Raw genomic sequence first — 25,897 nt, 5'->3', positions numbered from 1 at the left:
TCCTGCGGCCGGGATGAGCAGGAACCACGCCGAGCTGGGTCAGAAGGCGGCTTCGTCGACGTCCATCAGGGAGTTGTCGGTGCGGTCCACGATGGCCCGCTCCGCCGTCAGCTTGGGGAGCACCTGGGAGCAGAAGAAGCGGGTGGCCGCGACCTTGCCCTCGTAGAAGTGCCGGTCCCGCTCGGAGACCTCCCCGGCCAGCGCGGCCAGCGCCACCTCGGACTGCCGGACCAGCAGCCACGCGGTGACCAGGTCGCCGGCGGCCAGCAGGAAGCGGGAGGTGTTCTGGCCGACCAGGTAGGCGTTGCGCATGTCCTGCGCGGCCTGGCCGAGGTGGCCGAACATCGTGGTCAGCATGCCCTGGACGTCGTCCAGCGCGGTCGCCAGCAGCGCCCGCTCCTCCTTGAGCCGCCCGTTGCCGGCCTCGGCGTCCAGGGTCTGCTGGATCTGCGACGCCAGCCAGCCGATCGCCACTCCGCCGTCCTTGACGATCTTGCGGAAGAAGAAGTCCTGGCCCTGGATCGCCGTGGTGCCCTCGTAGAGGGTGTCGATCTTGGCGTCGCGCACGTACTGCTCGACGGGGTAGTCCTGCAGGAAGCCCGATCCGCCCAGGGTCTGCAGCGACTCGGCCGACAGCAGCGCCGACGCCCGCTCCGAGCCGTAGCCCTTCACGATCGGCAGCAGCAGGTCGTTGAGCTTCTCGGCGAGCTTCGCCTCGTCGCTGTCCGCGGTGCCGGCCGCCTCGGCCTCCATCACCTGGTCGCGGAAGGTGGCGGTGTAGAGGTACAGCGCCCGCATGCCCTCGGCGTGCGCCTTCTGCAGCATCAGCGAGCGGCGGACGTCGGGGTGGTGGGTGATCGTGACCCGCGGGGCATCCTTGCTGGTCGCGGTCATGTCCGCGCCCTGCACCCGGGACTTCGCGTAGTCCAGCGCCACCTGGTAGCCGGCCGACAGCGTGGCGATCGCCTTCGTGCCGACGAACATCCGGGCGTACTCGATGATCTGGAACATCTGCGCGATGCCGTCGTGCACCTCGCCGACCAGCGTCCCGACCGCGGGCACCGGGCCGTCGCCGAAGGTGAGCTCGCAGGTGGTGGAGACCTTGAGGCCCATCTTCTTCTCCACGCCCGTCACGTAGGCGCCGTTGCGCTCGCCCAGCTCGCCGGTCTCCACGTCCACGTGGAACTTGGGGACGACGAACAGCGACAGCCCCTTGGTGCCCGGGCCGTGGCCCTCGGGCCGGGCCAGCACCAGGTGCACGATGTTCTCGGCCATGTCGTGCTCGGCGGAGCTGATGAACCGCTTCACGCCGTGGATGTGCCAGGTGCCGTCGTCCTGGCGCACCGCGCGGCTGCGGCCGGCGCCGACGTCGGAGCCGGCGTCGGGCTCGGTGAGCACCATCGTGGCGCCCCAGTGCCGCTCGATCATCAGCTCGGCGAGCTTCTGCTGCTCCGGGGTGCCCAACCCGTGCAGCACGGAGGCGAAGCTCGGGCCCGACCCGTACATGAAGACGGCGGGGTTGGCGCCCAGGATCATCTCGTAGGCGGCCCAGCGCATGCTCGGGGGAGCACCGAACCCGCCGAGCTCCTCGGGCAGGTCGAGGCGGAACCACTCGCCGTCGTCGATCGCCTTGATCGACTTCTTGAACGACTCGGGCATGGTCACCGTGTGGGTGGCCGGGTCGAACACCGGCGGGTGGCGGTCGGCGTCCACGAAGCTCTCGGCCAGCGGGCCCTCGGCCAGTCGGCGGACCTCGTCGAGCACCCCGCGGGCGGTCGCGGCGTCCATCTGGGCGAACGGCCCGGTGCCGAAGCGGTCCTTGGTGGACTGGAACTCGAAGAGGTTGAACTCGAGGTCCCGCAAGTTGGCGGTGTAGTGGCCCATCTGGCTGCTCCCGGCGCGTCTGGCTACCGACGGGCCGTTCGTACCCGTGGGTAACAAACCCTATTACCCGCCGGTAACAAGTGTCGAGCCGGCTCGCCCCGAGGGGTCAGCGGTCGCGGCGGCGGGCGCGGATCGAGAGCAGCGCGACGATCAGGGCGCCCAGGACGGCGGCGGCCAGCAGGGCGATGACCAGCGGCAGGTCCACGACGCCGAACACCAGCGAGACGCGCACGGTCTGGGTGTTGAAGACGACGAAGAGCACCAGGACGACGGTGAGGGTGACCAGCAGGACCCCGGCCAGCGTCCGGCCCAGGCTGCTGCCCCCGCGGCGCTTGGGGGCGGGCGCGGTGGCCGGCGGCGGGGTCGGGTCGGCGGCGGGGGACGAGGAGGTCACGCCGCCGACCGTAGGGGTGGACCGGTCGGTCCGCCCGTCAGGGCGCGAGCCCGGGACCGGCCTCCTGGCGCGGCGCCCCGGGGGTGCGCTCGCGCTGCTTCATCCGGGCCTCGAGCACGTGCCGGTCGCCGCCGGACAGCTCGGTGCGGGCCCGGGCGTCGGCCGCGCGGAACGCCGTCCAGTAGCCGTCGTCGTAGTCCTCGACGACCTGGAAGGTCCACCGGTCGGCCACCACGTCGCGGCCCAGGAGGTCCCGCTCCAGGTCGTCGGCCAGCGCGGTGGCGCCGGCCTCCCGGAAGGAGTCCAGCGCCTCGCCGAGCAGGATGTCGGCCTTGCCGGAGAGCTGGTGGAACGCGTAGAGGAAGCCGCGGGCCTGCTCCACGGTCTCCAGCGCCTCGGACAGCTTGCCCAGCGCCTCGACGGTGGTGTCGTCGAGGTCGGGGCGGGATCGGTCGGTCACGCAGGCACTGCTGCCCCGGCGCGACCGGCTCGAACCGTCGCGGTCAGGCGCCGGCGACCGCGGCGTCCACGAGGCGCTCGGCCAGGCGGCGGCCGTGGCTGGCCGGGCCGTCGGGACCCAGCAGGCCACCGGACAGCTGCATGCCGTCGATGATCAGGTGCAGCTGCGAGGCCAGGTCGTCGCCGTGCCCGGGGACGAGCTCCTCGGCGAGGTGGACCAGGCGCATGTGCAGCTCGTACTTGTAGTCCGCCGCGGCCGAGCGGGCCGGGTGCTGCGGGTCGTCGTACTCGCTGCTGACGTTCGTGAACGGGCAGCCGCGGAAGCCGGTGCGGGTGACGTCCTTCTCCACCACGTCGACGACGGCCAGCAGGGCGCCGCGCGGGTCGTCGGCGAAGCCGCCCAGCTGGGAGTCGATGTAGCCCAGCAGCGTGGCGGCCTTGCGGGAGAGGTAGGCCCCGACCAGGTCGTCCTTGCTCTTGAAGAGCCGGTAGACGGTCATCTTGCCCAGGCCGGTCTCCCGGACCAGCTCGTCCATGCCGACGCTGCGCGAGCTGCGGCCGGAGAACAACCGCTCGGCGGTGTCCAGCACGATGGCCTGGCGTTCCTCGCGGCTGCGGCGCACCGGGATCGGTGCGGCCAGCGAGCCGTGGGCGTCGCTGGGCGCGGGGCTGTAGTCGAGGGCGAGGGCGGCGGTCACGTCAGCGATGGTGCACGTCTCCGTGACGGAGCAGTTCGCGGCACGCCGGTGTGTCGGCGCCACAACTCAGGGTCATACGTACTGGTGAGCCGCCCGTGCCACCGGAGACGGAGGGGACCGTTGTGACTGGGCGGTCACGCCTGGCCGAACTCTGCCGAGGGGGTCAGGCGCGTCGTACCCGGCGCGGGTTGGCCAGCATCCGGATGACCGGTGCGGCGGTGGGCTCGCTGCCCTCGGCGGGGTCGGTGGAGGAGGTGCCGCTGCGCTGCGGCTGGTCCGGGCTCGTCATCGCCCCAGGATGCACCCGGTGACCGCCCGCTGACCACCGGTGGCGCGTGGCACCCCCGGAGGGGTCAGTGCGTGTGCTCGGGCACCGCGGGCACGGTGTCGTGCCCGCCGGCCACCGGGTCGGTCGGCCGGGCCCGGTGACGCTCCCGGGTGCCCAGCAGCACCGCACCCCAGATCAGCACCGCCACGCTGACCACGAAGAAGCTCGGCGGCAGGTCGACGACGGCCGAGAGCACCAGGCCGATCCACACCGAGGCCAGCGCGAACGCCACCGACAGCGCCGCCACGAGCCCCGGCCGGGCGGTGAGCCGCAGCGCCGCCGCGGCGGGGGTGACCACCAGCGCGAACAGCAGGAGGGTGCCGACGACCTGCACGGCCATCGTCACGGTCAGGGCCAGCAGGACGACGAAGGCGACGCCCAGCGCGCGCACCGGCACGCCCCGGGCCTCAGCGACGGCCGGGTCGACCGAGGCGAACACCAGCGGCCGGGCGATGACCGCGAGCGCCACGACCACCAGCAGGGTGAACCCGCCGAACAGCCACAGCTGGTCGGTGCTGATCGCCAGCAGGTTGCCGAAGAGCACGTTCGTCGTGGTGGAGGCGTTGGCGGTGGCCAGCGAGGCGAACAGCACGCCCAGGCCGGTGGCGAAGGCGAGGATCGTGCCGGTGGCGATCTCCCGCTCGGCCACCCGCTTGCCGAACAGGCCGATCAGCAGCCCGCCGCCCACGCAGAAGACCGCCAGGCCCAGCGTCACCGGGGCGCCGACGAGGATCGCGCCGGTGGCGCCCGGGAAGCCGATGTGGGCCAGGGCGTGCGCGGCGAACGCGTTCTGCCGGGTGATGACGAAGTAGCCCATGAGGCCTGCGGTGAGGGCGACCAGGCTGCCGCCGACGAGGGCGTGCTGCATGAAGGTCGTCTGCAGGATCTGGAGCCAGTTCTCCTGGTAGCGCACGGGAGGGCTCCTTCAGCCGCTGCGGGTGAACAGGTCGCCCTGCGCGGTCCGGACGACGCGCACGCGGGTGCCGTAGAGGTGGGTGAGCAGCTCCTCGGTCACGACCTCGCCGATGACGTCGTGGTGCGGGTGGCCGTCGAGCAGGTAGACCGCGTCGGTGAGCACCGGCAGCAGCGGGTTGAGGTCGTGCGCGACGACCATGATCGTCACCGCCCGCTCCTGCCGCAGCTCACCGAGCAGGGTGACGATCTCCTGGGAGTTGCGCAGGTCCAGGTTGGCCAGCGGCTCGTCGAGCAGCAGCAGGTCGGCGTCGTCCACGATCGCCTGGGCGATCGCCACCCGCTGCTGCTGGCCGCCGGACAGCTCGCTCATCCGGCGGTCGGCGTAGCCGGCGGCGCCGACCCGGCGCAGCGCGTCGTCGACCCGGGCGCGCTCGGCCGGCGTGCTGCGCCGGATGCCGAACCGGTTGCCGGTCAGCCCCAGGCCGACCAGGTCGCGGGCACGCACGGCCTCGCCGAGCGCGGCGGTGTAGTTCTGCGGCACGTAGCCGATCCGGCGGTTCCCCCGCCGGGGCGGGGCGCCGAGCACCTCGATCCGGCCGGTGGCCACCGGCAGCAGGCCCAGGGCCAGCTGGAAGAGGGTGGTCTTGCCCGCGCCGTTGGGCCCGATCACGCCGACGACCGCGCCGGCGGGGACGGCGAGGTCGCCCTCGGTCCACACGGTGCGCCCGCCGCGCACGACGGAGACCCCGTCCAGCACGAGGGCAGGCGGGGTCTCCGAGGTCGATCCGTGCGTCACTGACCCCCACCGAGTGCGTCCGCGAGCTGCTGCAGCTGGGCCAGCTGCCACTCGACGAAGGAATCATCCCCGTCCGGCACGGATTCCGTGACCTCGACCACCGGGACGTCGGCGGCCTCGGCGGCGGCCCGCAGCTGCTCGGGCACGCTGCCCTCGGTCTGGGTGTTGTAGACCAGCACGTCGATGCTGCCGTCGGACAGAGCGGCCTCGAACGCCGCCACGTCACCGGAGGACGGGTCGCTCTCGTTGCTGGCGGCGTCCCGGTAGCCCTCGGGGGTGGCGTCGGTGAGCCCGACGGCGGCCGCCGTGTAGTCGAAGACCGTCTCGGTGGCGGCGTAGCTCTTGCCGGCGGCCAGACCCTGGATCGTGGTCAGCTCGGCGGTGCAGGGCTCCAGGTCGGTGGCGAAGGCGGCGGCCCGGCCGGCGAAGTGGTCCGCGGCGTCGGGCGACAGCTCGGTCAGCTCGGCGGTGATCGCCGCGGCGGTCTGCTGCACGTAGTCGGGGGAGTACCAGAGGTGCGGGTTGGTGCCGTCGGCCACGCCGACGACCTCGGCGGCGTCGACGACGGCCGGCTCGGGGTCCAGGTTGGCCAGGGCGTCGGAGGCCCAGTGGTCGTAGTCGGCGCCGTTGACCACGACCAGGTCGGCGTCCTCGAAGGAGGCGATGTCGCCGGTGCTGGGCTCGTAGTCGTGCGGGTCGACGGCCGTGGAGTTGATGACCGTGGTGACGGTCGCGCAGTCGCCGCCCAGCGCCCGGGCGATGTCGCCCCACTGGTTCACCGAGACCACGACGTCGAGCACGTCGCCGGGGCAGTTGGCCGTGTCGGCCTCGGTGGTGAGGGTCGAGTTGCCGCCGTCGGAACCGCAGGCCGCGAGGGCGAGGGACGAGGCGGCCAGCAGGGCCAGGACGGTGGGACGGCGGGACACGATGGCACTCCTGCGCAGCTTGTTGACAATGATTCTCGGAAGCAATGTCACCACACCGGGCAGGGTGCCGTCCAGTCGGGTCAGCGCAGGGCCTGCACCACCGGGTCCCAGGCGGCCAGCGGGACGCCGGTGCCGGGGTAGATGCTGAACCGGTCGACCAGCCCGTCGAACCGGGCCAGCAGGGCGGCGCCGGCCTCGTCCGGGTCGGCGACCACGGCGAACGTGCCGAGCACCTCGTCGTCCACCAGGTCGGCCATCGCCTGCCACTTGTCCTCGCTGCGCGACGTCGACAGCGCGTGCAGCTCGTCGCCCAGGTCGCCCCAGCCGTGCAGCTCGAGCACCGGGCGGTAGGCCGGCGTCGACCCGTAGAACGCGATCTGGCCGCGCACCGCGGCCGCGGCGGCCGACCGCTCGGCGTCGTCCCGGCCGCCGACGACGAACCCCGGCAGGCTGACCTGGACGTCGGCCCGGGACCGGCCCTCGGCGTCCAGGCCCTCGTGCAGGGCGGGCAGGGTGCGCTCGCGCAGGTAGCGCTCGGTGGTGAAGGAGTGCGCGAGCAGCCCGTCGGCGGCCTCGCCGGCCAGTCGGGTCATCAGCGGGCCGACCGCGGCCAGGTGCACCGGCGGGGCGCCCCAGGCGTGCCGGGCCGGGGTGAACATCGGGGTCATCAGCGTGTGCCGGTAGTGCTCGCCGCGGAACCGCAGCGGGACGTCGTCGGTCCAGGTCGCCCAGATCGCCCGCAGCGCGCCGAGGTACTCCCGCATCCGCGCGGCCGGGGCCGACCAGGGCATGGAGAACCGGCGCTCCACGTGCGCCTGGATCTGGGTGCCCAGGCCCAGCACGAACCGGCCCCGGCTGTACCGCTGCAGGTCGTAGGCGGTGTAGGCCAGCGTCATCGGCGAGCGGGCGAAGGCCACCGCGATGCCGGTGCCCACCGACACCCGGGAGGTGGCCAGCGCCGCGGTGTGCAGCAGCAGGAACGGGTCCTGCGCGACCTCGGAGGCCCACACCCCGGCGTAGCCCCGCTCCTCCAGGTCGCGGGCGGTGGCGGCCGGGTCCTCGGCGGTGGTCAGCGACGCGTCGAGCAACATCAGCGGTACACCTCGGTCAGCCGGCGCTTGACCAGCTTGCCGGCGGCGCTGCGCGGGAGCTCGGCCATGAACTCGATGCGCCGGGGCACCTTGTAGCCGGCCAGCCGCTCGCGGGCGAAGCCGATCAGGTCGGCGGCCAGGTCCGGCGAGGGCTCGACGCCCTCGACGGTCTGCACCACCCCGAGCACGGCCTCGCCGAGGTCGTCGTCGGGGATGCCGATCACCGCCACGTCGGCCACCGCCGGGTGCATGACGAGCACGTCCTCGGCCTCCTGCGGGTACACGTTCACCCCGCCGGAGATGATCATGAAGGCCTTGCGGTCGGTGAGGTAGAGGTAGCCCTCGTCGTCCACCCGGCCGATGTCGCCGATCGCCGACCAGGTCGGGTGGTCGGGGTGCTGCGCGGCCGCGGTCTTCTCCGGGTCGCCGTGGTAGCTGAAGGGCATGGCGTCGCGCTCGACCCAGACGGTGCCGATCTCCCCGGGCGGGAGCTCGGTCCCCTCCTCGTCGCAGATGTGCAGCACGCCGAGGGCGGCCCGGCCGACGGTGCCGGGGTGGGCCAGCCAGTCCTGCGGGCGGATGATCGTGACGCCGTTGCCCTCGGTGGAGGAGTAGTACTCGTCGAGGATGGGCCCCCACCACTCCATCATCTGCTGCTTGACCTCGACCGGGCACGGCGCGGCGGCGTGGATGGCCACCTGCTGGCTGGACACGTCGAACCGCTCGCGCACCTCCGCCGGCAGCTTGAGCATCCGCACGAACATGGTCGGCACCCACTGGCTGTGCGTGACGCGGTACTGCTCGATGTGCCCGAGCGCGGTCTCGGCGTCGAACTTCGCGGCCATGACGACGGTGCCGCCGGACCGGTGCTGCATGCCGCCGAAGCGCAGCGGCGCCGCGTGGTAGAGCGGCGCGGCCGAGTAGTAGACGGTGTCGGCGTCGAACCCGTAGAGCGGGCCGAAGACGGCGGTGAACACGTCGCCGGGCTCGTCGATGCGGTGGGTGGGCAGGTTGGGCAGCACGCCCTTGGGCCGGCCGGTGGTGCCCGAGCTGTAGAGCATGTCCGCGCCCGCGGGCTGCACGGCCGGCCGCTCGGGCGAGGCCGCCGCCAGGGCCGCCTCGTAGTCCTCGTACCCCTCGACCGGGCCGCCCCAGGCCAGCCGCAGGCCCAGGTCGGGGCAGCGCTCGGCGACGCCCCGGGCCAGGGCGCCGGCACCCGCCGACGCCACGAGCACCCGGGCGCCGCAGTCGCGCACGATGTAGGCGGCCTCGTCGGCGGTCAGGTGGTTGTTGACCCCGGTGACGTACAGGCCCGAGCGCAGCGCGGCCCAGTAGACCTCGAAGACCTCGGGGGTGTTGTCGGCGATGAACGCGACGTGGTCGCCGGGGCCCAGCCCCTGCCGGCGGAGGACGTCGGCGAGCCGGGTCGACCGGTCGTCGAGCTCGGCGTAGGTGACCACCCGCCCGGTCTCGGCGACGACGACGGCCGCCTTGTCCGGCGTGCGGTCGGCGTAGGTGCCGGGGTACACGGCGCGCTCCCTCGGGGTGCTCGGCGGCGGGTGTACCGGGGGATCCTGCGGTGTGACCGGGCGCACGGTCAACCCTGACTGCCCGGGGCCGGTGCCCGGTACGGTCGGCGCCGTGGGCGGACCCGTGCGGCGCGGCAGCAGGCGCGGCGACATCCTCGACGCCTTCACCGCGATGGTGGCCGAGCGCGGCTACGACGGCACGAACTTCGGCGACCTCGCCGCCGGCCTGGGGCTGAGCAAGGGCACGATCGTGCACCACTTCGGCACCAAGGAGCAGCTGCTCACCGAGCTGCACGAGACCTACATGCGACGCCGGCTGGCCGAGGTGCGGGTGGTCTGGGACGCCCTGCCCGGGCCGGCCCAGCGGCTGGCGGCCTTCCTGCACCTGGGCGTGCGCTACCAGGTCGTCGACCGGACGGCGACGATCGCCTTCCAGCGCGAGGTGCGCCGGTTCGCCGCCGCCCCGGGCATGGAGACCTCCCGCGGGCTGCGGGACGAGTACCGGCAGCTGGTGGTGTCGGTCCTGACCGAGGGCGAGCGCACCGGGGACTTCCGGCCCGGCGACGCCCGGCTGCGCACGCTGCAGCTGTTCGGCTCGGTGCACTGGATGTGGACCTGGTTCGACCCCGCCGGGGCCGAGCCGGTGGCGGCGGTGGCGGCGTCCTACGTGGACACCTACCTGGGCGGGCTGCTGGCCGACCCGAGCCGCGCCGCCGACCTGGCCGACCCCGCCGGGGCGGTGGTGGCGGTGGTCGACGAGGCGCTCGCCGCCGGTCGCGCGGTCGCGGGTCTTGACGCCGACGAGGACGTCGGGCCAAGCTGACCGTACGGGCGGTCAGTGCTGACCGCCCGGCCTGGCGAGGGAGATCTCGGGTGTCGCTGCTGCAGGGTCTGCTGGCCGATCTGGACGCCGAGAGCAGGGCGCTGGACGACGTGGTCGCCGGTCTCGACGACACCGGCTGGGCCACCCCGACGCCGGCCGCGGGCTGGACCGTCGCCCACCAGGTCGCCCACCTGGCCTGGACCGACGACGTCGCCGCGCTGGCGGCCACCGACCCGACGGCCTTCCGCGCGCTCCCGGACACCGACGGCCTGGTCGACGCCGAGGCCGCGGCCGGCGCCGCCGTCCCCCCGGCCGAGCTGCTCGAGCGCTGGCGGACCGGGCGCGCAGCCCTGGCCGCAGCGCTCGCGGCCGTCCCCGCGGGGCAGAAGCTGCCCTGGTACGGCCCGCCGATGAGCGCCGCGTCGATGGCCACCGCCCGGCTGATGGAGACCTGGGCGCACGGCGTCGACGTCACCGACGCGCTGGGGCTGCCGGTCTCGGCCACCGACCGGCTGCGGGCGGTCGCGCACCTGGGCGTGGTCACCCGCGGCTTCGCGCACGCCCAGCACGGCCTGCCGGCCCCGACCGAGGACGTGCGGGTCGAGCTCGTCGCGCCGTCGGGGGCGGTGTGGAGCTGGGGCGAGGAGTCCGCGGCCGACCGGGTGACCGGCCCGGCGCTGGACTTCTGCCTGCGGGTCACCCAGCGCCGTCCCCTCGCCGCGCTCGACCTGGCCACGACCGGCGAGGCCGCCGCCCGCTGGATGGCCGTCGCCCAGGCCTTCGCCGGTGAGCCCGGCGCCGGCAGCGAGGCCCGGTGACGCCGCCGGCGCTGCGGGTCGGCAACGCGTCGGGCTTCTACGGCGACCGGCGGGCCGCCGTCCGGGAGATGCTCGAGGGCGGCCCGCTGGACGTGCTCACCGGGGACTACCTGGCCGAGCTGACCATGCTGATCCTGGGCCGGGACCGGGCTCGCGACGCCTCCCGCGGGTACGCCCGGACCTTCCTGGCCCAGCTCGAGGAGTGCCTGGGCCTGGCCCGGGACCGGGGCGTGCGGTTGGTGGTCAACGCCGGCGGCACCAACCCGGCGGGGCTGGCCGACGCCGTCCGCGCGCTGGCCGACCGGCTCGGCGTGCCGACGGCGGTCGCGCACGTGGAGGGCGACGACCTGCTGCCCCGCGCGGCCGAGCTCGGGTTCGGCGAGCCGATCACCGCCAACGCCTACCTGGGCGCGTTCGGCATCGCCGAGTGCCTGCGCGCGGGCGCCGACGTCGTGGTCACCGGGCGGGTCACCGACGCCTCGCTGGTCGTCGGCCCGGGCATCGCGCACTTCGGCTGGGGGCGGGAGGACCACGACGCGATCGCCGGCGCGATGGCCTGCGGGCACGTGCTGGAGTGCGGCACCCAGGCCACCGGCGGCAACCTGTCCGCCTTCGACGAGCACCCGCTGGAGCAGCTGCTGCACCCCGGCTTCCCGCTGGCCGAGCTGCGCGCCGACGGGTCCAGCGTGATCACCAAGCACCCGGGCACCGGCGGGGTCGTCGACGTGGACACCGTCACCGCGCAGCTGCTCTACGAGATCACCGGCGCCCGGTACGCCGGCCCCGACGCCGTCGCCCGCTTCGACACCGTGCGGCTGACCCCGGACGGCCCGGACCGGGTACTGCTGGACGGCGTCCGCGGCGAGGCCCCGCCGCCGGACGTCAAGGTCTGCCTCAACGCCCTGGGCGGGCACCGCAACGAGGTCACCTTCGTGCTCACCGGCGACCGGATCGAGGCCAAGGCGGCGCTGGCCCGGGCCCAGTTCGAGGCCGCGCTGGACCCGCGCCCGGCCGAGCTGGTCTGGTCGACCGTCGGCGTGCAGCGCCCGGACGCCGACACCGAGGCCGGCGCCAGCGTGCTGCTGCGCGCCCAGGCCACCGACCCGGTCGCCGAGGTCGTCGGCCGGGCGTTCTCCGGCGCCGCGGTGGAGATGGCGCTGGCCTCCTACCCGGGCTTCCACCTGACCGCGCCGCCCGGGTCGGGCTCGGCGTACGGCGTCTACGCGCCGGCCTACGTGCCGCAGACCGCGGTGCCGCACGTCGCGGTGCTGCCCGACGGCAGCCGGGTGGACATCCCGCCGCCGGCGGTCACCGCACCGCTGGCCGACCTGCCCGCCGTCCCCGCCACGTCCGTCGAGCCCGGTCCGACCCGGCGCGCGCCGCTGGGTGCGGTCGCCCGGGCCCGCAGCGGCGACAAGGGCGGGACGGCGAACGTCGGCCTCTGGGCGCGCACCGACGAGGGCGCCGCGTGGTTGGCCGCCGCGCTGACCCCCGACGTCGTCCGGGAGCTGCTGCCCGAGGCCGCGGACCTGCCGGTCACCGTGCACCCGCTGCCGAACCTGCGCGCGGTCGACGTGGTGGTCGAGGGCCTGCTCGGTCAGGGGGTGGCCGCCAGCACCCGGTTCGACCCGCAGGGCAAGGCGGTCGGCGAGTGGCTGCGCGGGCGCGAGATGGATATCCCGGAGGCCCTGCTGTGAGCTGGGAGTCGGCGGAGCGCGTGCAGCTGCGGGAGTCGGCCGCCGGGTTCGTGCAGCGGCACGTGCTGCCCGACCTGGACGCCTGGGAGACCGCCGGCGCGGTGCCGCGCGCGCTGCACCGGGCCGCCGCGGACGCCGGGCTGCTGGGCATCGGCTTCCCCGAGGAGGTCGGCGGGCAGGGCGGTGACCTGGTCGACGTGGTCACCGTGCTGGAGGCGATGCTCGCGGCCGGGGCGTCGTCCGGGCTGCTGGCGGCGTTGTTCACGCACTCGATCGCGCTGCCGCACCTGGTCGCCGCCGGGGATCCCGACCTGGTCGAGCGGTACGTCCGGCCGACGCTGGCCGGGGAGCTGATCGGGTCGCTGGCGGTCAGCGAGCCCGACGCCGGCTCCGACGTCGGCGCGCTGCGCACCCGCGCGGTCCGGGACGGCGACTCCTTCGTCGTGGACGGCACCAAGACCTTCATCACCAGCGGCACCCGCGCGGACTTCGTGACCACCGCGGTGCGCACCGGCGGGCCGGGCGCCCGGGGGGTCGGCCTGCTGGTCGTCGACCGGGGCACGCCCGGGTTCACCGTCTCCCGGGCGCTGGCGAAGATGGGCTGGCACTGCTCGGACACCGCGGAGCTGGCCTACGCCGGCGCCCGGGTGCCGGTGGGCAACCTGGTCGGCCCGGAGGGCGGCGGGTTCGGCCAGATCACCCGGCAGTTCGTCACCGAGCGGCTGGCGCTGGCCGTGCACGCCTACGGCGTCGCCGACCGCGCGCTGGCGCTGACCCGCGCCTGGACCCGGGACCGGACGACGTTCGGCGTCCCGCTGGCCGGCCGGCAGGCCGTGGTGCACCGGCTGGTCGAGATGCACTCCCGGGTCGAGCTGGCCCGCACCTACACCCGCTCGGTCGTCGTCCGGCACGCCGCGGGGGAGGACGTCGCCGCCGAGGCCTGCCTGGCCAAGAACGCCGCCGTCGCCGCCGGGGAGTGGGTCTGCAGCCAGGCCGTCCAGCTGCACGGCGGGATGGGCTACCTGCGCGACTCGGAGGTGGAGCGCCACTTCCGAGACGTCCGGATCCTCGGCATCGGCGGCGGCGCCACCGAGGTGCTCACCGACCTGGCCGGCCGGCTCCTCGGCTACTCGGAGGCCCCCGCATGACCGTGTTCCGCTCTGCCCTGGACACCGCCGGCGACCAGTTCGCCGCCAACCGGACCGCGGTGCTCGCGGCGCTGCGCGCGCTGGACGACGAGCACGCCCGCGCCGTCGCCGGGGGAGGGGAGAAGGCCGTCGCCCGGCACCGGGGGCGGGGCAAGCTGCTGGCCCGGGAGCGGGTCGAGCTGCTGCTGGACGCCGACAGCCCGTTCCTGGAGCTCTCCCCGCTGGCCGCGTGGGGCACCGACTTCACCGTCGGCGCCAGCGTGGTCACCGGCGTCGGCGTGGTGGAGGGCGTCGAGGTGGTCGTGATCGCGCACGACCCCACCGTCCGCGGCGGGTCGAGCAACCCGTGGACGCTGAAGAAGACGCTGCGCGCCATGCAGGTCGCCCGGGAGAACCGGCTGCCGCTGGTCAACCTGGTGGAGTCCGGCGGCGCCGACCTGCCCACCCAGAAGGACATCTTCATCCCGGGCGGGCAGCTGTTCCGCGACCTCACCCGGCTGTCCGCGGCCGGCATCCCGACGATCGCGATCGTCTTCGGCAACTCCACCGCCGGCGGGGCCTACGTGCCCGGCATGAGCGACCACGTCGTGATGGTCGACGGCGGCGCGAAGGTGTTCCTCGGCGGCCCGCCGCTGGTGAAGATGGCCACCGGCGAGGTCGCCGACGAGGAGTCCCTGGGCGGTGCGGCGATGCACGGCCGGGTGTCCGGGCTGGCCGACCACGTCGCGGTCGACGAGGTGGACGCGCTGCGGATCGGCCGCCGGGTCGTCGCCCGGCTGAACTGGCGCAAGCGCGGGCCGGCGCCCTCGGCGGTGCTGCCGCCGCGGTACGCCGAGGACGACCTGCTCGGCGTCGTCGGCACCGACCTGTCCCAGCCCTTCGACCCCCGCGAGGTGCTCGCCCGGGTCGTCGACGACTCCGACCTCGACGAGGTCAAGCCGCGCTACGGGCCCTCGCTGGTCACCGCCTGGGCGCGCATCCACGGCCACCCGGTCGGCGTGCTGGCCAACGCGCAGGGCGTGCTGTTCAGCGCCGAGGCGCAGAAGGCCACCCAGTTCATCCAGCTGGCCAACGCCAGCGACACCCCGCTGCTCTTCCTGCACAACACCACCGGCTACATGGTCGGGAAGGAGTACGAGCAGGGCGGGATCATCAAGCACGGCGCGATGATGATCAACGCCGTCTCCAACAGCCGGGTGCCGCACCTGTCGGTGCTGCTGGGCGCCTCCTACGGCGCCGGCCACTACGGCATGTGCGGGCGGGCCTACGACCCGCGGTTCCTGTTCGCCTGGCCGACGGCGAAGTCCGCCGTCATGGGCCCGGCCCAGCTCGCCGGCGTGCTCTCGATCGTGGCCCGGGCCGCGGCGGAGTCCCGCGGCACCCCGTTCGACGAGGACGGCGACGCCGCCATGCGCGCCGCCGTCGAGGCCCAGATCGAGGCGGAGTCGATGCCCCAGTTCCTGTCCGGCCGGGTCTACGACGACGGGATCATCGACCCGCGCGACACCCGCACCGTGCTCGGCATGTGCCTGTCCGCGATCGCGTCCGGCGAGGTCGCCGGCACCGGCGCCGGCCACGGCACCCCCGCCTACGGGGTGTTCCGCCCGTGACCGTCACCCGCGTGCTCGTGGCCAACCGGGGGGAGATCGCGCGGCGGGTGTTCCGGACCTGCCGCGACCTGGGCATCGGCACGGTCGCCGTCTACAGCGACCCGGACGCCGGCAGCCCGCACCGGACCGAGGCGGACCGGTCCGTCCGGCTGCCCGGGGCCACGCCGGCGGAGACCTACCTCCGCGCCGACCTGCTGGTCGCCGCGGCGAGGGCCGCCGGCGCCGACGCGGTGCACCCGGGCTACGGGTTCCTGTCGGAGAACGCCGACTTCGCCCGGGCGGTGGTCGACGCCGGGCTGACCTGGATCGGCCCGCCGGCCACCTCGATCGACGCGATGGGCTCGAAGGTCGAGGCCAAGGCGCTGATGGCCGCCGCCGGTGTGCCGGTGCTGCAGCTGAACGAGGTCACGGAGGCCGACCTGCCGGTGCTGGTCAAGGCGTCGGCCGGCGGCGGCGGCTGCGGGATGCGGATCGTGCGCGCGCTGGCCGACCTGGACGCGGAGGTCGAGACGGCCCGGGCCGAGGCCGCGTCGGCGTTCGGCGACCCGACGGTGTTCGTGGAGCCCTACGTCGAGGCCGGCCGGCACATCGAGGTCCAGGTGCTGGCCGACGCGCACGGCACCGTCTGGTCGCTGGGGGAGCGGGAGTGCTCGCTGCAGCGCCGGCACCAGAAGGTGGTCGAGGAGACCCCGTCGCCGTTCGTCACCCCGGAGCTGCGCGCCGCGCTGAGCGACGCGGCGGTCACCGCGGCCCGGGCGATCGACTACGTCGGCGCCGGCACCGTGGAGTTCCTGGTCCGCGCCGACGGGGCGTTCTTCTTCCTGGAGACCAACACCCGGCTGCAGGTCGAGCACCCGGTCACCGAGTGCGTCACCGGCCTGGACCTGGTCGCCTGGCAGCTGCGGATCGCCGCCGGCGAGCGGCTGCCCGCGGAGCCCCCGGCGCCGACCGGCCACGCGATCGAGGTCCGGCTCTACGCCGAGGACCCGGCGCAGGACTGGCGGCCGGTCAGCGGACCGGTGCACGGCTTCGACGTCCCCGGGACCGCGTTCGCGGTGCCGCCCGCCGCGGGCATCCGGGTGGACGCCGGGGTCGTCGCCGGCAGCGTGGTCTCCACCCACTACGACCCGATGCTGGCCAAGGTCGTCGCCTGGGCGCCCACCCGGGCCGAGGCCGCCGCCCGGCTGGCCGCCGCGCTCGCGAACGCGCGGCTGCACGGCCCGACCACCAACCGCGACCTGCTGGTCCGCTCGCTGCGGCACCCGGCGTTCCTGGCCGGGGAGACCGACACCGCGTTCTTCGACCGGCACGGCCTGGACGTGCTGGCCGCACCGCTGGCCAGCGACGACGAGGTTGCCCTGGCCCCGCTCGCCGCTGCGCTGGCGCTGGCCGCCGGACGGCGCCGGGACGCCGCCGTGCTGGGCGACCTGCCCAGCGGGTGGCGCAACGTGGTCTCGCAGCCGCAGCGGACGGCGTTCGAGACGGCCGAGGTCAGCTACCGGTTGACCCGCGACGGCCTGCAGGGCCCCGAGGGCGTCGAGCTGGTGTCCGCCGAGCCGCACGAGGTGGTGCTGACCGTGCACGGCGTCGAGCGCCGGCTGTCCGTCGCGGTGCACGGGGACGACGTCTGGGTGGACGGCGACGGCTGGTCGGTGCCCCTGCGGGTGCTGCCGCGGTTCCCCGACCCGTCGGCCGCCGTCGCCGCCGGGTCGCTGGTCGCCCCGATGCCCGGCTCCGTGGTCGCCGTCCACGTGTCCGTCGGGGACCGGGTCACCGCCGGCCAGCGGCTGCTCGTGCTCGAGGCGATGAAGATGCAGCACCCGGTCACCGCGCCCGCCGACGGCGTCGTGACCAGCGTGGACGTCGTCGTCGGTGCCCAGGTGGAGGCCGGCGCGGTCCTCACCGTCCTGGAGGGGGAGACCTGATGGACCTGTCCACCGCACTGCGCGAGGCGCCCGACCGGCCCTTCCTGCTCGGCGGGGCCGACCCGGTCACCGTCCGGGAGCTCGACGCCCGGGCCGACCGGTGCGCGGCCGGGTTGGCAGCCCGCGGCATCCGGCCCGGCGACCGGGTGGCGGTGTCCGGGCTGAACACCACCGACTGGCTGGTGCTCTTCTTCGGCGCCGTCCGGGCCGGAGCCGCCGTCGTCACGCTGAACCCGCGGTACCGGGAGACCGAGCTGACCCACATGCTCGGCCAGTCGGGGACGACGCTGGTGGTCAGCGAGGGCGAGCTGCCCGGGGTCGACGTCCGGGCGCTGTACGCCTCGCTGGACCTGCCCGGCCTGCAGGTCATCTGGTTCGGCGACGACGGCCCGGACGGCTTCGCCTCGCTCTGCGACGTCGACGCCGCGGTGCCCGAGGTCGAGCTCGGCCCGGACACCCCCGCCGTCGTGCTCTACACGTCGGGCACCACCGGCCGGCCCAAGGGCGCGGTGCTCACCCACGGCAGCCTGCTGGCCTCCGCCATCGGGCAGCGCGACCGGCAGCAGGCCGGCCCGACCGACGTCTTCGTGTCCAACCTGCCGTTCAACCACGTCGGCGGCATCACCTGCACGGTGCTCGCGGCGCTGACCTCGGGGGCGTCGATCGCGATGCTGCCGGCCTTCTCCCCGGCCGCCGCGCTGGACGCCGTCGCCGCGCACCGGGTGACCGTGGTGGCCGGCGTGCCGACGATGTACGTGCTCATGCTGGCCGAGCAGGCGAAGGCCCCGCGGGACGTCTCCAGCGCCCGGATCGCCGTCGTGGGCGGCTCCAACGTGGACCCGCCGCTGGCCCGGGCGATGGGCGCTGCGTTCCCCGGCGCCGTGGTGCAGAACCTGTTCGGGCTGTCGGAGACGTCGGGCGCCTGCGTGATGAGCCCGCTGACCGACGACCTGGACACCGTCTGCCGGACGCTGGGCACCGCGCTGGACGACGTCGAGCTGCGGGTCGTCGACCCGGCCACCGGCACCGACGTTCCAGACGGCGAGGACGGCGAGCTGTACGTCCGGGCGCCCTCGGTGGCCCGCGGCTACTGGGAGCTGCCGGCGGAGACCGCCGCCGGGTTCCCCGACGGCTGGCTGGCCACCGGCGACATGGTCATCCGGGAGGCCACCGGCCACCTGGTGCTGCGCGGCCGCCGCAAGGAGATGTTCCTGCAGGGCGGGTTCAACGTGTACCCCGTCGAGGTGGAGAACGTCCTCGCCGCGCACCCGGGCGTCGCGCTGGCCGCCGGCATCGGCGTCCCGGACGACGTCCTCGGCGAGGTGGGGCTGTACTTCGTCGTCCCGCGGGACCCCGCGTCCCCGCCCACCCCGACCGAGCTCGCGGCCTGGTGCCGGGAGCGGCTGGCCGACTACAAGGTGCCCCGCCGGTTCGAGGTGCGCGGCGAGCTGCCGACGACGCCCGCCGGGAAGATCGCGAAGGCGCAGCTGCGCCGTGAGGTGGTGTCCCCGTGACCCTGGACTTCGACGAGGGCGATGAGCTGCGCGACCTGCGCACGGCCGTGGCCGACCTGGCCGGCCGGTACGGCCACTCCTGGTACCTGGAGCAGTCCCGCACCGGCGGGACCACCCGGGCGCTGTGGGACGAGGCCGGCAAGGCCGGGTTCCTGGGCGTCAACCTGCCCGAGGAGCACGGCGGCGGGGGCGGCGGCATGGTCGAGCTGTCGATCGTGCTGGAGGAGCTCGGGGCGGCCGGCTGCCCGCTGCTGATGATGGTGGTCAGCCCGGCCATCTGCGGCACGATCATCGCCCGCTCCGGCACCCCCGAGCAGCGCGACCGCTGGCTGCCCGGCATCGCTGACGGCTCGCTGACCATGGCGTTCGCCATCACCGAGCCCGACGCCGGGTCCAACAGCCACGAGATCACCACCGTCGCCCGCCGGGACGGCGACGAGTGGGTGCTGAAGGGCCAGAAGGTGTGGATCAGCGGCGTCGACGTCGCGGACGCGGTGCTCGTCGTGGCGAAGCTGGCCGACTCGGCCAAGGGCACGCTGCGGCCGGCGCTGTTCGTCGTCCCCGTCGATGCGCCGGGCCTGTCGCGGACCCCGATCCCGATGGAGCTGGTCAGCCCCGAGCACCAGTTCCAGCTCTTCCTGGACGACGTCCGGCTGCCCGCCGACGCCCTCGTCGGCTCCCCGGACGCCGGCATCGCGCAGCTGTTCGCCGGGCTGAACCCCGAGCGGGTGATGGGCGCGGCCTACTCGCTGGGCACCGCCCGGCTGGCGCTGGACAAGGCCGCCGCCTACGCCAGGGACCGCCGGGTCTGGGGCACCCCGATCGGCGCGCACCAGGGCGTCTCGCACCCGCTGGCCGCCGCGCAGGTCGAGGTCGAGCTGGCCCGGCTGATGACGCTCAAGGCCGCCTGGCTGATCGACACCGGCAAGGACGCGGCGTCGGCGGCCAACAGCGCCAAGTACGCCGCCGCCGAGGCCGTCGTGCACGCCGTGGACGCCGCGGTGCAGACCCACGGCGGGACGGGCCTGTCCCAGGAGACCGGGATCGGTGCGCTGATCACCTCGTCCCGGTTCTCCCGGATCGCGCCGGTCAGCCGGGAGATGGTGCTGAACTTCATCGCCCAGCACGACCTCCGGCTGCCCCGGTCCTACTGAGCTCAGATGCCGGTGACCCGGTTCTCCGGGTCCAGGCCGGCGGCGGCGTCGGCCTCGTCGTCGCCGCCCTCGGCGGGCTCGTCCGGGTGCGGGGTGCGGCCGGCGCCGTCGGGACCGGTGGGGTCGGCGCCCTCGGCGGGGTCCTCGGGGTGCGTGGGCGTGGTGTCGGTCATGGCTGTGCCGTGCCCGATCGGTGCGCGGGCCAACCTCAGACCTGGCGCGCCCCCGGCAGTCGGGGCAGCGCGGCCCGGACGGCGTCGTCGTCGGGCAGCCCGCCCCGGGCGCCCGGCCCGGTGGTGGACAGCGCCGCGGCGACCGCGGCGTAGCCCACCGCGGTCGGCAGGTCGTCGCCGCGGGACAGCGCCTGGCACAGCGCGCCGTTGAAGCAGTCCCCGGCGCCGGTGGTGTCCACCGGCTCGACGGCCAGCGGCGGCTGGTGCAGCGCCGGGCCCTCGGCCGGGACGACGAGCACCCCGGCGCCGCCGAGGGTGACCACGACGGAGCGGGCGGCCAGGCCGCGGGCCAGCTCGGCGAGCTGCGCGGGGGAGCGCTCCGCGGTCGGCGCACCGGCCAGCTGGACCAGCTCGTGCTCGTTGGGCACCAGCACGTCGACGGCGGCCAGCAGCTCGGCCGGCAGCGGCTGGGCGGGGGCCGGGTTGAGCACCACGGTGCCCCCGGTGGCGCGGGCGGCGGCCAGCACGGTCTCCAGCGGGGTCTCCAGCTGCAGCAGCAGGACGCCGGCCCGGTGCACGCTCTCGACGTCCACGTCGGCCGCGGTCAGCGCGGCATTCGCCCCGGGGACGACGACGATCAGGTTCTCCCCGCCCGCGGCCTCGACGGGGATGGTCGCCGAGCCGGTCGGGACGCCGTCGGTCCGGTGCACCCGGCCGACGTTCACGCCCGCCTCGGCCAGGGCGGCCAGCTGCCGGTCCCCGGCGTCGTCCGCACCGACCCGGCCGACCATGTGCACGCCGCGGCCCAGCCGACCGGCCGCGGCCGCCTGGTTGGCGCCCTTGCCGCCGGGCAGGACCTGGACGCCGGTGCCGATGACGGTCTCGCCGCGGCCGGGCAGCCGGTCGACGGTCACCACGACGTCCTCGTTGAGGCTGCCGACGACGGTCACGCTCACAGCTGGATCACGGTCGGGAGCCTAGGTGGCGCCGCCGGGGGCCCGGTCGGCCAGGCGCCGTCCTCACCGCAGCTGATCATCCCGGTCGCTCCGGGTGCGGATGCGGATCGGCACCGCGTACCAGGTCACCAGGCCCGCGACCGCCACGACCCCGCCGCCGACCAGGGCCGCCGTCCAGCCGAGCACCACGTCCAGGACCAGCAGCACCGCGCTGACCACGCCGAGCAGCAGCAGGGCCAGCCCGACCACCAGCAGCCGGTCGCCGACGCGGACCAGCGCCGCCCGCTCGCGCCGCCGGAAGAGCAGTCGGTGGACCGGGACCGGGGCGATGAGCGCGATCGTCGACAGCGCCGTGGCCATGAGCGTGACCGTGTAGAGCGCGGTCTCCAGGCCGTCCAGGTCGCCGAAGCGATAGCTGAACGGCAGCGTCAGCAGGAAGCCGAACAGCACCTGGACGCCGGTGATCGTGACCCGCAGCTCCTGCAGCAGCTCACCGGTGTTGCGGTCGAGCACCTGGTCAGGGGTCTCGTCCCGATCGCGGGCGGTGTGCTGCGGTCCCGGTTTCCCCTCCATGGCCAGGCGGTACCCCGGTGGGGAGCACCGATCACCTGGAGGACGGCGTGGCCGACGACGACAAGCAGACCCGGGACGGGTTCCACGAGGCGGTGAACATGACCGCGAAGCAGCTCGAGGACTTCCTGGACACCGACGAGTCGAAGTCGGTGGGCCAGAAGTCCGGCGGGTCGGGGGAGTCGACCGGACACGAGTCCGGGCGCCGGATCGTGGAGCTGCTGCACACGAAGGTGGCCGACCTGACCGACGACGACCACGAGCACATGCGGAAGGTGACCGGTTACGTGAAGCGGCACCTGGCCCAGCGGCCCACGTCGGAGTCGATGGAGGACTCCCGCTGGCGGTACTCGCTGATGAACTGGGGTCACGACCCAGTGAAGAAGTAGCGTCCCGGGGGTGCCGCTGGCCAGGAACGACCCCGCCCAGTACGACCAGCTCGCCGACCAGTGGTGGGTCCCGGCCGGTGGGTTCGCGATGCTGCACTGGCTGGCCGCCTCCCGCGCCGAGCACCTGCCGCCGGCGCCGTCCCCGGACGCCGTCCTGGTGGACCTGGCCTGCGGCGGCGGTCTGATGGCCCCGCACGTCCGCAGGCTGGGCTACCGGCACGTCGGGGTCGACCTCGGCGCGGCCGGTCTGGGGCTGGCCAGAGAGCACGGGGTGGCCGCCGTCCGCGGGTCCGTGCTGGCCGTGCCGCTGGCCGACGGGTGCGCCGACGTCGTCGTCTGCGGCGAGATCCTCGAGCACGTCGAGGACGACGTCGCGGTGCTGGCGGAGTGCGCCCGGCTGCTCAGGCCGGGTGGGACCCTGGTCGTCGACGCGATCGCGGACTCCCGGCTGGCCGGGCCGGTGGCCATCGGCATCGCCGAGCGCATCCCGGGCGGGCCGCCGCCGGGCATCCACGACGCGGCACTGTTCGTCGACCGCCGCCGGCTGCTGGCCGCCGCCGACCGCCTTGGCCTGGACCTGCGGCTGGTCGGTCTGCGGCCGTCGGTGCGCGACCTGGTCGCCTGGAAGCGCGGACGGCGGCCCACCGTGCGGATGGTGCCGATGCGCTGGAGCGGCATCCTGTTCGCCGGCTACGGCCGCAAGCGCCCCGGCGCTCCCGCCCGTACCGTCGAGGAGTGACGTTTCCCCAGGACCGGCCCCGATGAGCGGCGCCGTGATCACCGGTGCCGGCCGGGCGCTGCCGGCGACCTACACCCAGGACGAGGTGTGGGACGGCTTCTTCGCCGAGCACTACGCCAGCCTGCGGTCGGCCCGCCGGGTGTTCGACGCCGCCGGGGTGCGGACCCGGCACGCGGTGGCCAACCCGGTGCACGAGGACCTGTCGCAGTGGGGCACCGGCGCCCGGATGGAGCGGTTCATCACCGAGGCGCTCCCGCTGGGCAAACAGGCGGTCGCCTCCGCGCTGGACTCCGCGGGCTTGGCACCCGGGGACGTCGGGCTGTTCGCCGTCGTCACCTGCACCGGGTACGCCACCCCGGGTCTGGACATCCGGCTGGCCAGCGACCTGGGCATGCCGGCCGGGGTGCAGCGCCTGCTGGTCGGGCACATGGGCTGCTACGCGGCACTGCCCGGCCTGGGCGCGGTGGGGGACTACGTGACCGCGCGGTCCCGGCCGGCGGTGCTGCTGTGCTGCGAGCTGACCAGCCTGCACGTGCAGCCGGCCCGGCACGACCTGTCGCAGGTGGTGGCGCACGCGCTGTTCAGCGACGCGGCCAGCGCGGTGGTGCTCGAGCCCGACGCCCGCCGCGGCATGCGGGTGGCGGCGACGGTGGCGCGCACCGACCACTCCACCGCCGACCACATGACCTGGGACGTCACCGACCTCGGCTTCAAGATGGGCCTGTCGCCGCGGGTGCCCGACGTGCTGGCCCGGCACGTCGGCGACGTGGTGCAGGAGCTGCTGGACACCGCCGGCCTGAAGGTGGAGGACGTGGCCGGGTGGGCGGTGCACCCCGGTGGCCCGCGGATCCTGGACGTCGCCCGCGACCAGCTGGGGCTCACCGAGGCGCAGATGGCGCCCTCGCGCCGGGTGCTCGCCGAGCACGGCAACTGCTCGTCGGCGACGGTGCTGCTGGTCCTCGAGGACCTCGGGGACGTCGACGGGCCGGTGGTCGCCATGGCCTTCGGGCCTGGGCTGACGCTCTACGCCACGCTGCTCCTGCCGGCCTGAACCCGGGGGCGACCGGGCGGGGGCAGGGCCTGGTCGGGCGGGCACGAGCGGAACGATGCCGTCTCACATCCGCCGCGTCGATCGTGACGGCTGGCACGCCGGGCCGCCAGCCCTCCGGCGTCCCGGACGAACCGTGCGCACCGCTTGTCCCACCGCTCCGGCGGGTCGGCACGCTGTGGCAATCGGCGCGCACAACCCGCTAGCTCACCAGAGGCTGCCGCGCCGCCAGTCGCAGACCAGGGGGATGGTCGGGTCCAGGGCGATCGGGGTCTCCGGCGTGGCCAGCACGTAGACCCGGGACGCGTCGCCCTCGGTCCGGCCGTCCGGGGTCAGGGCGCACAGCGGGCCCTGCCACCGGGTCCAGCCGCGGGCCTCGTACAGCCCGACGCCGTCCACGCTGGCGGCCAGCGCGCCGAGCTCGGAGCCGCCCCGCACCAACCGCTCGACCTCGGTCATCAGTGCGGTCGCGACCCCCTGCCGGCGCGCCGAGGAGGCCACCGCCACGGCCTCGACGTAGCCGGTGCGCAGGGTCCGGTCGCCGACCAGGAGCTGGCGGCCGACCACCGCGGCGTGCCCGACGAGCTCGCCGTTGCGGGTGGCCAGGACGTGCAGGCCGCCGCGGGCGTGGCTCCAGTGGTCGTCCCGGAAGCCGTCGGTGAAGACGCCGTCCAGGAAGGCGCGGAGCGCGACCAGCTCACCGGCGTCCAGGTCGGCGGTCGGGAGGGTCCGCAGGTCCATCCCGACAGCCTCGTGCCTGCCGGTCAGCGGCGCACGGTCTGCAGGCCCGCGGTCAGCCGGGCGATCTCGTCGAGCATCGCCGTGGCGCCGGCCTCCAGCTCCGCGTTGCCGGTGAAGACGCCGTCCTCGTCGATGAACTGGGTGAAGAACGGGATGGTGGCGGCCTCGACGACGGGCACCATGCGCAGCGCGCCGAGGACCGGCTTGAGCGCAGCGGCCGAGCGGGTGCCGGCCGAGACGCCGCCGTAGGAGACCAGGCCGGCGGCCTTGTCGGCCCACTCGTGGAACAGGAAGTCCAGCGCGTTCTTCAGACCGCCGGGCATCGAGTGGTTGTACTCGGGGAAGACGAACACGAAGGCGTCGGCCCGGGAGATCGTCGCCGACCAGTCCTTGGTGTGCTGCTGGGTGTACTGGCCCAGCCGCGGGTGGTTGGGCTCGTCGAGCACCGGCAGACCGGCGTCGGCCAGGTCCACCAGCTCGACGTCGAACCCGCCGTGCGCCTCGGCCTGCTGCGCCACCCAGCGGGCGACGGCGATGCCCTTGCGGCCGGGACGGGTGCTGGCGGCGATCACCTGGAGGACGGGAAGCGGCACGGCGGAACTCCTCGGGACGACTGGTTGAGCCCTCAAGCTACGCCGCAGCCCGGATCGACCCGCTCTCGGTGACGGGTGCTCACGTCGGTCGGCCCGGCGGCAGCGACGACGAAGGCCCCGGGATCCACGACGGACCGGGGCCTTTCACGTGGAGCGGGTGACGAGAATCGAACTCGCACTGTCAGCTTGGGAAGCTGATGTTCTACCATTGAACTACACCCGCGTGAGCGCTCCAGAACCTTACCGCAGCGCCCGCTCCGCCCGGCGGAGACCCCCGCACCGGCCGCAGACTCGACGGGTGACCACCGACCCGTACGACGGCTTCCCGCCCGGCTTCTTCGACCGGGACGACCCCACGCCGGACACCGTCTTCTACGGCCCGCCCCGCCTGGTCACGCACATCGACGACCGCGCGATCGCCGCGGTCGGGGCGCTGTACACCGAGCTCGGACTCACCGGCCGGGTGCTGGACCTGATGTCGTCGTGGGTCTCGCACTTCGAGCAGCCGCCGGTCGAGCTCGTCGTCCTGGGCATGAACGCCGCGGAGCTCGACGCGAACCCGGCCGCGACCCAGCGCATCGTGCACGACCTCAACGCCGACCCGCGGATCCCGCTGCCCGACGCCGACGTGGACGCCGTCGTCTGCTGCGTCTCGATCGACTACCTGACCCGTCCGGTCGAGGTGCTCACCGAGGCCGTCCGGGTGCTGCGACCCGGCGGGACCGTGGCGATCACCTTCTCCAACCGCTGCTTCCCGACCAAGGCCGTGCACGGCTGGCTCGGCACCTCCGACGCCCAGCACGGGGCACTGGTCGTCGAGCTGCTGCGCCGGGCCGGCGGGTTCACCGAGCCCGAGGTGCAGCTGCGCACCCCGGCCGGCCGCGGCGACCCGCTCTGGGCGGTCACCGCCCGTCGCGCCTAGGATGTTGCGGTGCATGAGGTTGTTGACAGCGGGGCGGTAGGGGCCGGGACGTAGGAC

At 74.6% G+C, this 25,897-nt stretch carries 27 protein-coding genes and 1 tRNA gene; 12 read left to right on the top strand and 16 right to left on the bottom strand.

What is annotated here, in order from left to right; translation table 11 throughout:
* Window positions 1-39: 39 nt before the first annotated feature.
* From UXQ13_RS17005 to UXQ13_RS16960, 10 genes are all read right to left on the bottom strand, one after another.
* Window positions 40-1,884 (bottom strand): acyl-CoA dehydrogenase, encoded by a 1,845-nt coding sequence (locus UXQ13_RS17005; protein WP_225233264.1) that lies wholly within the window; start codon window positions 1,882-1,884, stop codon window positions 40-42.
* A 106-nt stretch (window positions 1,885-1,990) separates the two neighbouring features.
* Window positions 1,991-2,278, bottom strand: a complete 288-nt coding sequence (locus UXQ13_RS17000; protein WP_336392579.1) for a lipopolysaccharide assembly protein LapA domain-containing protein — start codon at window positions 2,276-2,278, stop codon at window positions 1,991-1,993.
* A 37-nt stretch (window positions 2,279-2,315) separates the two neighbouring features.
* Complete coding sequence (locus UXQ13_RS16995; RefSeq protein WP_336392578.1) at window positions 2,316-2,738, bottom strand: hypothetical protein; 423 nt, start codon at window positions 2,736-2,738, stop codon at window positions 2,316-2,318.
* 43 nt (window positions 2,739-2,781) lie between these two features.
* Complete coding sequence (locus UXQ13_RS16990) at window positions 2,782-3,435, bottom strand: TetR/AcrR family transcriptional regulator (protein ID WP_225233261.1); 654 nt, start codon at window positions 3,433-3,435, stop codon at window positions 2,782-2,784.
* A 163-nt stretch (window positions 3,436-3,598) separates the two neighbouring features.
* Window positions 3,599-3,724 carry a hypothetical protein gene (locus UXQ13_RS16985; RefSeq protein WP_263639366.1) on the bottom strand — a complete coding sequence of 42 codons (126 nt, stop codon included), beginning with the start codon at window positions 3,722-3,724 and terminating at the stop codon, window positions 3,599-3,601.
* Window positions 3,725-3,788: 64 nt separating this feature from the next.
* On the bottom strand, window positions 3,789-4,676 hold the full coding sequence (locus UXQ13_RS16980) for a metal ABC transporter permease (RefSeq protein WP_225233260.1): 888 nt from the start codon (window positions 4,674-4,676) through the stop codon (window positions 3,789-3,791).
* Window positions 4,677-4,688: 12 nt separating this feature from the next.
* Window positions 4,689-5,474: a metal ABC transporter ATP-binding protein gene (locus UXQ13_RS16975; RefSeq protein ID WP_225233259.1), complete on the bottom strand. Its 786-nt coding sequence runs from the start codon at window positions 5,472-5,474 to the stop codon at window positions 4,689-4,691.
* Entirely contained in the window at window positions 5,471-6,400 is a 930-nt protein-coding gene (locus UXQ13_RS16970) for a metal ABC transporter solute-binding protein, Zn/Mn family (protein ID WP_225233258.1), read from the bottom strand. The genes UXQ13_RS16975 and UXQ13_RS16970 overlap by 4 nt, the downstream gene beginning before the upstream one ends.
* Window positions 6,401-6,480: 80 nt before the next feature.
* The gene (locus tag UXQ13_RS16965) at window positions 6,481-7,491 is read right to left on the bottom strand and encodes a TIGR03617 family F420-dependent LLM class oxidoreductase (protein WP_225233257.1); all 1,011 of its coding nucleotides are present in this window, start codon (window positions 7,489-7,491) and stop codon (window positions 6,481-6,483) included.
* Window positions 7,491-9,020 (bottom strand): acyl-CoA synthetase, encoded by a 1,530-nt coding sequence (locus UXQ13_RS16960; RefSeq protein ID WP_225233256.1) that lies wholly within the window; start codon window positions 9,018-9,020, stop codon window positions 7,491-7,493. Before UXQ13_RS16960 ends, UXQ13_RS16965 begins: the two co-directional genes overlap by 1 nt.
* Window positions 9,021-9,132: 112 nt before the next feature.
* Between UXQ13_RS16960 and UXQ13_RS16955 the strand changes: the two genes are divergently transcribed.
* The 8 genes from UXQ13_RS16955 to UXQ13_RS16920 are packed head-to-tail and all read left to right on the top strand — an operon-like array spanning window position 9,133 to window position 19,709.
* Window positions 9,133-9,843, top strand: a complete 711-nt coding sequence (locus UXQ13_RS16955) for a TetR/AcrR family transcriptional regulator (protein WP_225233255.1) — start codon at window positions 9,133-9,135, stop codon at window positions 9,841-9,843.
* A gap of 50 nt (window positions 9,844-9,893) precedes the next feature.
* Complete coding sequence (locus UXQ13_RS16950) at window positions 9,894-10,661, top strand: TIGR03084 family metal-binding protein (RefSeq protein ID WP_336392577.1); 768 nt, start codon at window positions 9,894-9,896, stop codon at window positions 10,659-10,661.
* The gene (locus UXQ13_RS16945) at window positions 10,658-12,358 is read left to right on the top strand and encodes an acyclic terpene utilization AtuA family protein (RefSeq protein WP_225233253.1); all 1,701 of its coding nucleotides are present in this window, start codon (window positions 10,658-10,660) and stop codon (window positions 12,356-12,358) included. Before UXQ13_RS16950 ends, UXQ13_RS16945 begins: the two co-directional genes overlap by 4 nt.
* A complete protein-coding gene (locus tag UXQ13_RS16940; protein WP_225233252.1) occupies window positions 12,355-13,506 on the top strand; it encodes an acyl-CoA dehydrogenase family protein in 1,152 nt (383 codons plus the stop codon). Before UXQ13_RS16945 ends, UXQ13_RS16940 begins: the two co-directional genes overlap by 4 nt.
* Window positions 13,503-15,116, top strand: coding sequence for an acyl-CoA carboxylase subunit beta (locus tag UXQ13_RS16935; protein WP_336392576.1), 1,614 nt, complete (start codon window positions 13,503-13,505; stop codon window positions 15,114-15,116). Before UXQ13_RS16940 ends, UXQ13_RS16935 begins: the two co-directional genes overlap by 4 nt.
* Complete coding sequence (locus tag UXQ13_RS16930; protein ID WP_225233250.1) at window positions 15,113-17,041, top strand: ATP-binding protein; 1,929 nt, start codon at window positions 15,113-15,115, stop codon at window positions 17,039-17,041. Before UXQ13_RS16935 ends, UXQ13_RS16930 begins: the two co-directional genes overlap by 4 nt.
* Window positions 17,041-18,555, top strand: a complete 1,515-nt coding sequence (locus UXQ13_RS16925; RefSeq protein WP_336392575.1) for a class I adenylate-forming enzyme family protein — start codon at window positions 17,041-17,043, stop codon at window positions 18,553-18,555. The genes UXQ13_RS16930 and UXQ13_RS16925 overlap by 1 nt, the downstream gene beginning before the upstream one ends.
* Entirely contained in the window at window positions 18,552-19,709 is a 1,158-nt protein-coding gene (locus tag UXQ13_RS16920; protein WP_225233248.1) for an acyl-CoA dehydrogenase family protein, read from the top strand. The genes UXQ13_RS16925 and UXQ13_RS16920 overlap by 4 nt, the downstream gene beginning before the upstream one ends.
* A gap of 2 nt (window positions 19,710-19,711) precedes the next feature.
* Here the strand turns inward: UXQ13_RS16920 and UXQ13_RS16915 are convergent, their stop codons facing one another.
* The 3 genes from UXQ13_RS16915 to UXQ13_RS16905 form a co-directional block, all read right to left on the bottom strand.
* The gene (locus tag UXQ13_RS16915; RefSeq protein WP_225233247.1) at window positions 19,712-19,882 is read right to left on the bottom strand and encodes a hypothetical protein; all 171 of its coding nucleotides are present in this window, start codon (window positions 19,880-19,882) and stop codon (window positions 19,712-19,714) included.
* 35 nt (window positions 19,883-19,917) lie between these two features.
* Window positions 19,918-20,838, bottom strand: a complete 921-nt coding sequence (locus UXQ13_RS16910) for a ribokinase (RefSeq protein ID WP_225233246.1) — start codon at window positions 20,836-20,838, stop codon at window positions 19,918-19,920.
* 63 nt (window positions 20,839-20,901) lie between these two features.
* Window positions 20,902-21,411, bottom strand: a complete 510-nt coding sequence (locus UXQ13_RS16905; RefSeq protein ID WP_225233245.1) for a DUF6328 family protein — start codon at window positions 21,409-21,411, stop codon at window positions 20,902-20,904.
* Window positions 21,412-21,428: 17 nt separating this feature from the next.
* On the opposite strand from UXQ13_RS16905, the gene UXQ13_RS16900 reads away from it, so the two are divergent.
* The 3 genes from UXQ13_RS16900 to UXQ13_RS16890 are packed head-to-tail and all read left to right on the top strand — an operon-like array spanning window position 21,429 to window position 23,587.
* Window positions 21,429-21,797, top strand: a complete 369-nt coding sequence (locus UXQ13_RS16900) for a DUF3140 domain-containing protein (protein ID WP_225233244.1) — start codon at window positions 21,429-21,431, stop codon at window positions 21,795-21,797.
* Window positions 21,798-21,807: 10 nt separating this feature from the next.
* A complete protein-coding gene (locus UXQ13_RS16895; protein ID WP_225233243.1) occupies window positions 21,808-22,536 on the top strand; it encodes a methyltransferase domain-containing protein in 729 nt (242 codons plus the stop codon).
* Window positions 22,537-22,558: 22 nt separating this feature from the next.
* Window positions 22,559-23,587, top strand: coding sequence for a type III polyketide synthase (locus UXQ13_RS16890; RefSeq protein WP_225233242.1), 1,029 nt, complete (start codon window positions 22,559-22,561; stop codon window positions 23,585-23,587).
* Between the two features lie 204 nt (window positions 23,588-23,791).
* On the opposite strand, the gene UXQ13_RS16885 is transcribed toward UXQ13_RS16890, so the two are convergent.
* The 3 genes from UXQ13_RS16885 to UXQ13_RS16875 all read right to left on the bottom strand — a co-directional run bounded on the left by UXQ13_RS16885 (window position 23,792) and on the right by UXQ13_RS16875 (window position 25,141).
* The gene (locus UXQ13_RS16885; RefSeq protein ID WP_225233241.1) at window positions 23,792-24,325 is read right to left on the bottom strand and encodes a GNAT family N-acetyltransferase; all 534 of its coding nucleotides are present in this window, start codon (window positions 24,323-24,325) and stop codon (window positions 23,792-23,794) included.
* Window positions 24,326-24,348: 23 nt separating this feature from the next.
* Window positions 24,349-24,918 (bottom strand): NADPH-dependent FMN reductase, encoded by a 570-nt coding sequence (locus UXQ13_RS16880; protein WP_225233240.1) that lies wholly within the window; start codon window positions 24,916-24,918, stop codon window positions 24,349-24,351.
* Window positions 24,919-25,067: 149 nt separating this feature from the next.
* Window positions 25,068-25,141, bottom strand: a tRNA-Gly gene (locus tag UXQ13_RS16875).
* A gap of 75 nt (window positions 25,142-25,216) precedes the next feature.
* Here UXQ13_RS16875 and UXQ13_RS16870 point away from each other — a divergent pair.
* Entirely contained in the window at window positions 25,217-25,840 is a 624-nt protein-coding gene (locus tag UXQ13_RS16870; protein ID WP_225233239.1) for a methyltransferase domain-containing protein, read from the top strand.
* Window positions 25,841-25,897 lie beyond the last annotated feature (57 nt).

This window comes from Klenkia terrae, from assembly GCF_037083865.1.
GTDB lineage: Bacteria > Actinomycetota > Actinomycetes > Mycobacteriales > Geodermatophilaceae > Klenkia > Klenkia terrae.
Note: the sequence above shows the minus strand (reverse complement) of the source record. Positions and strands in the feature narration are given on the sequence as shown.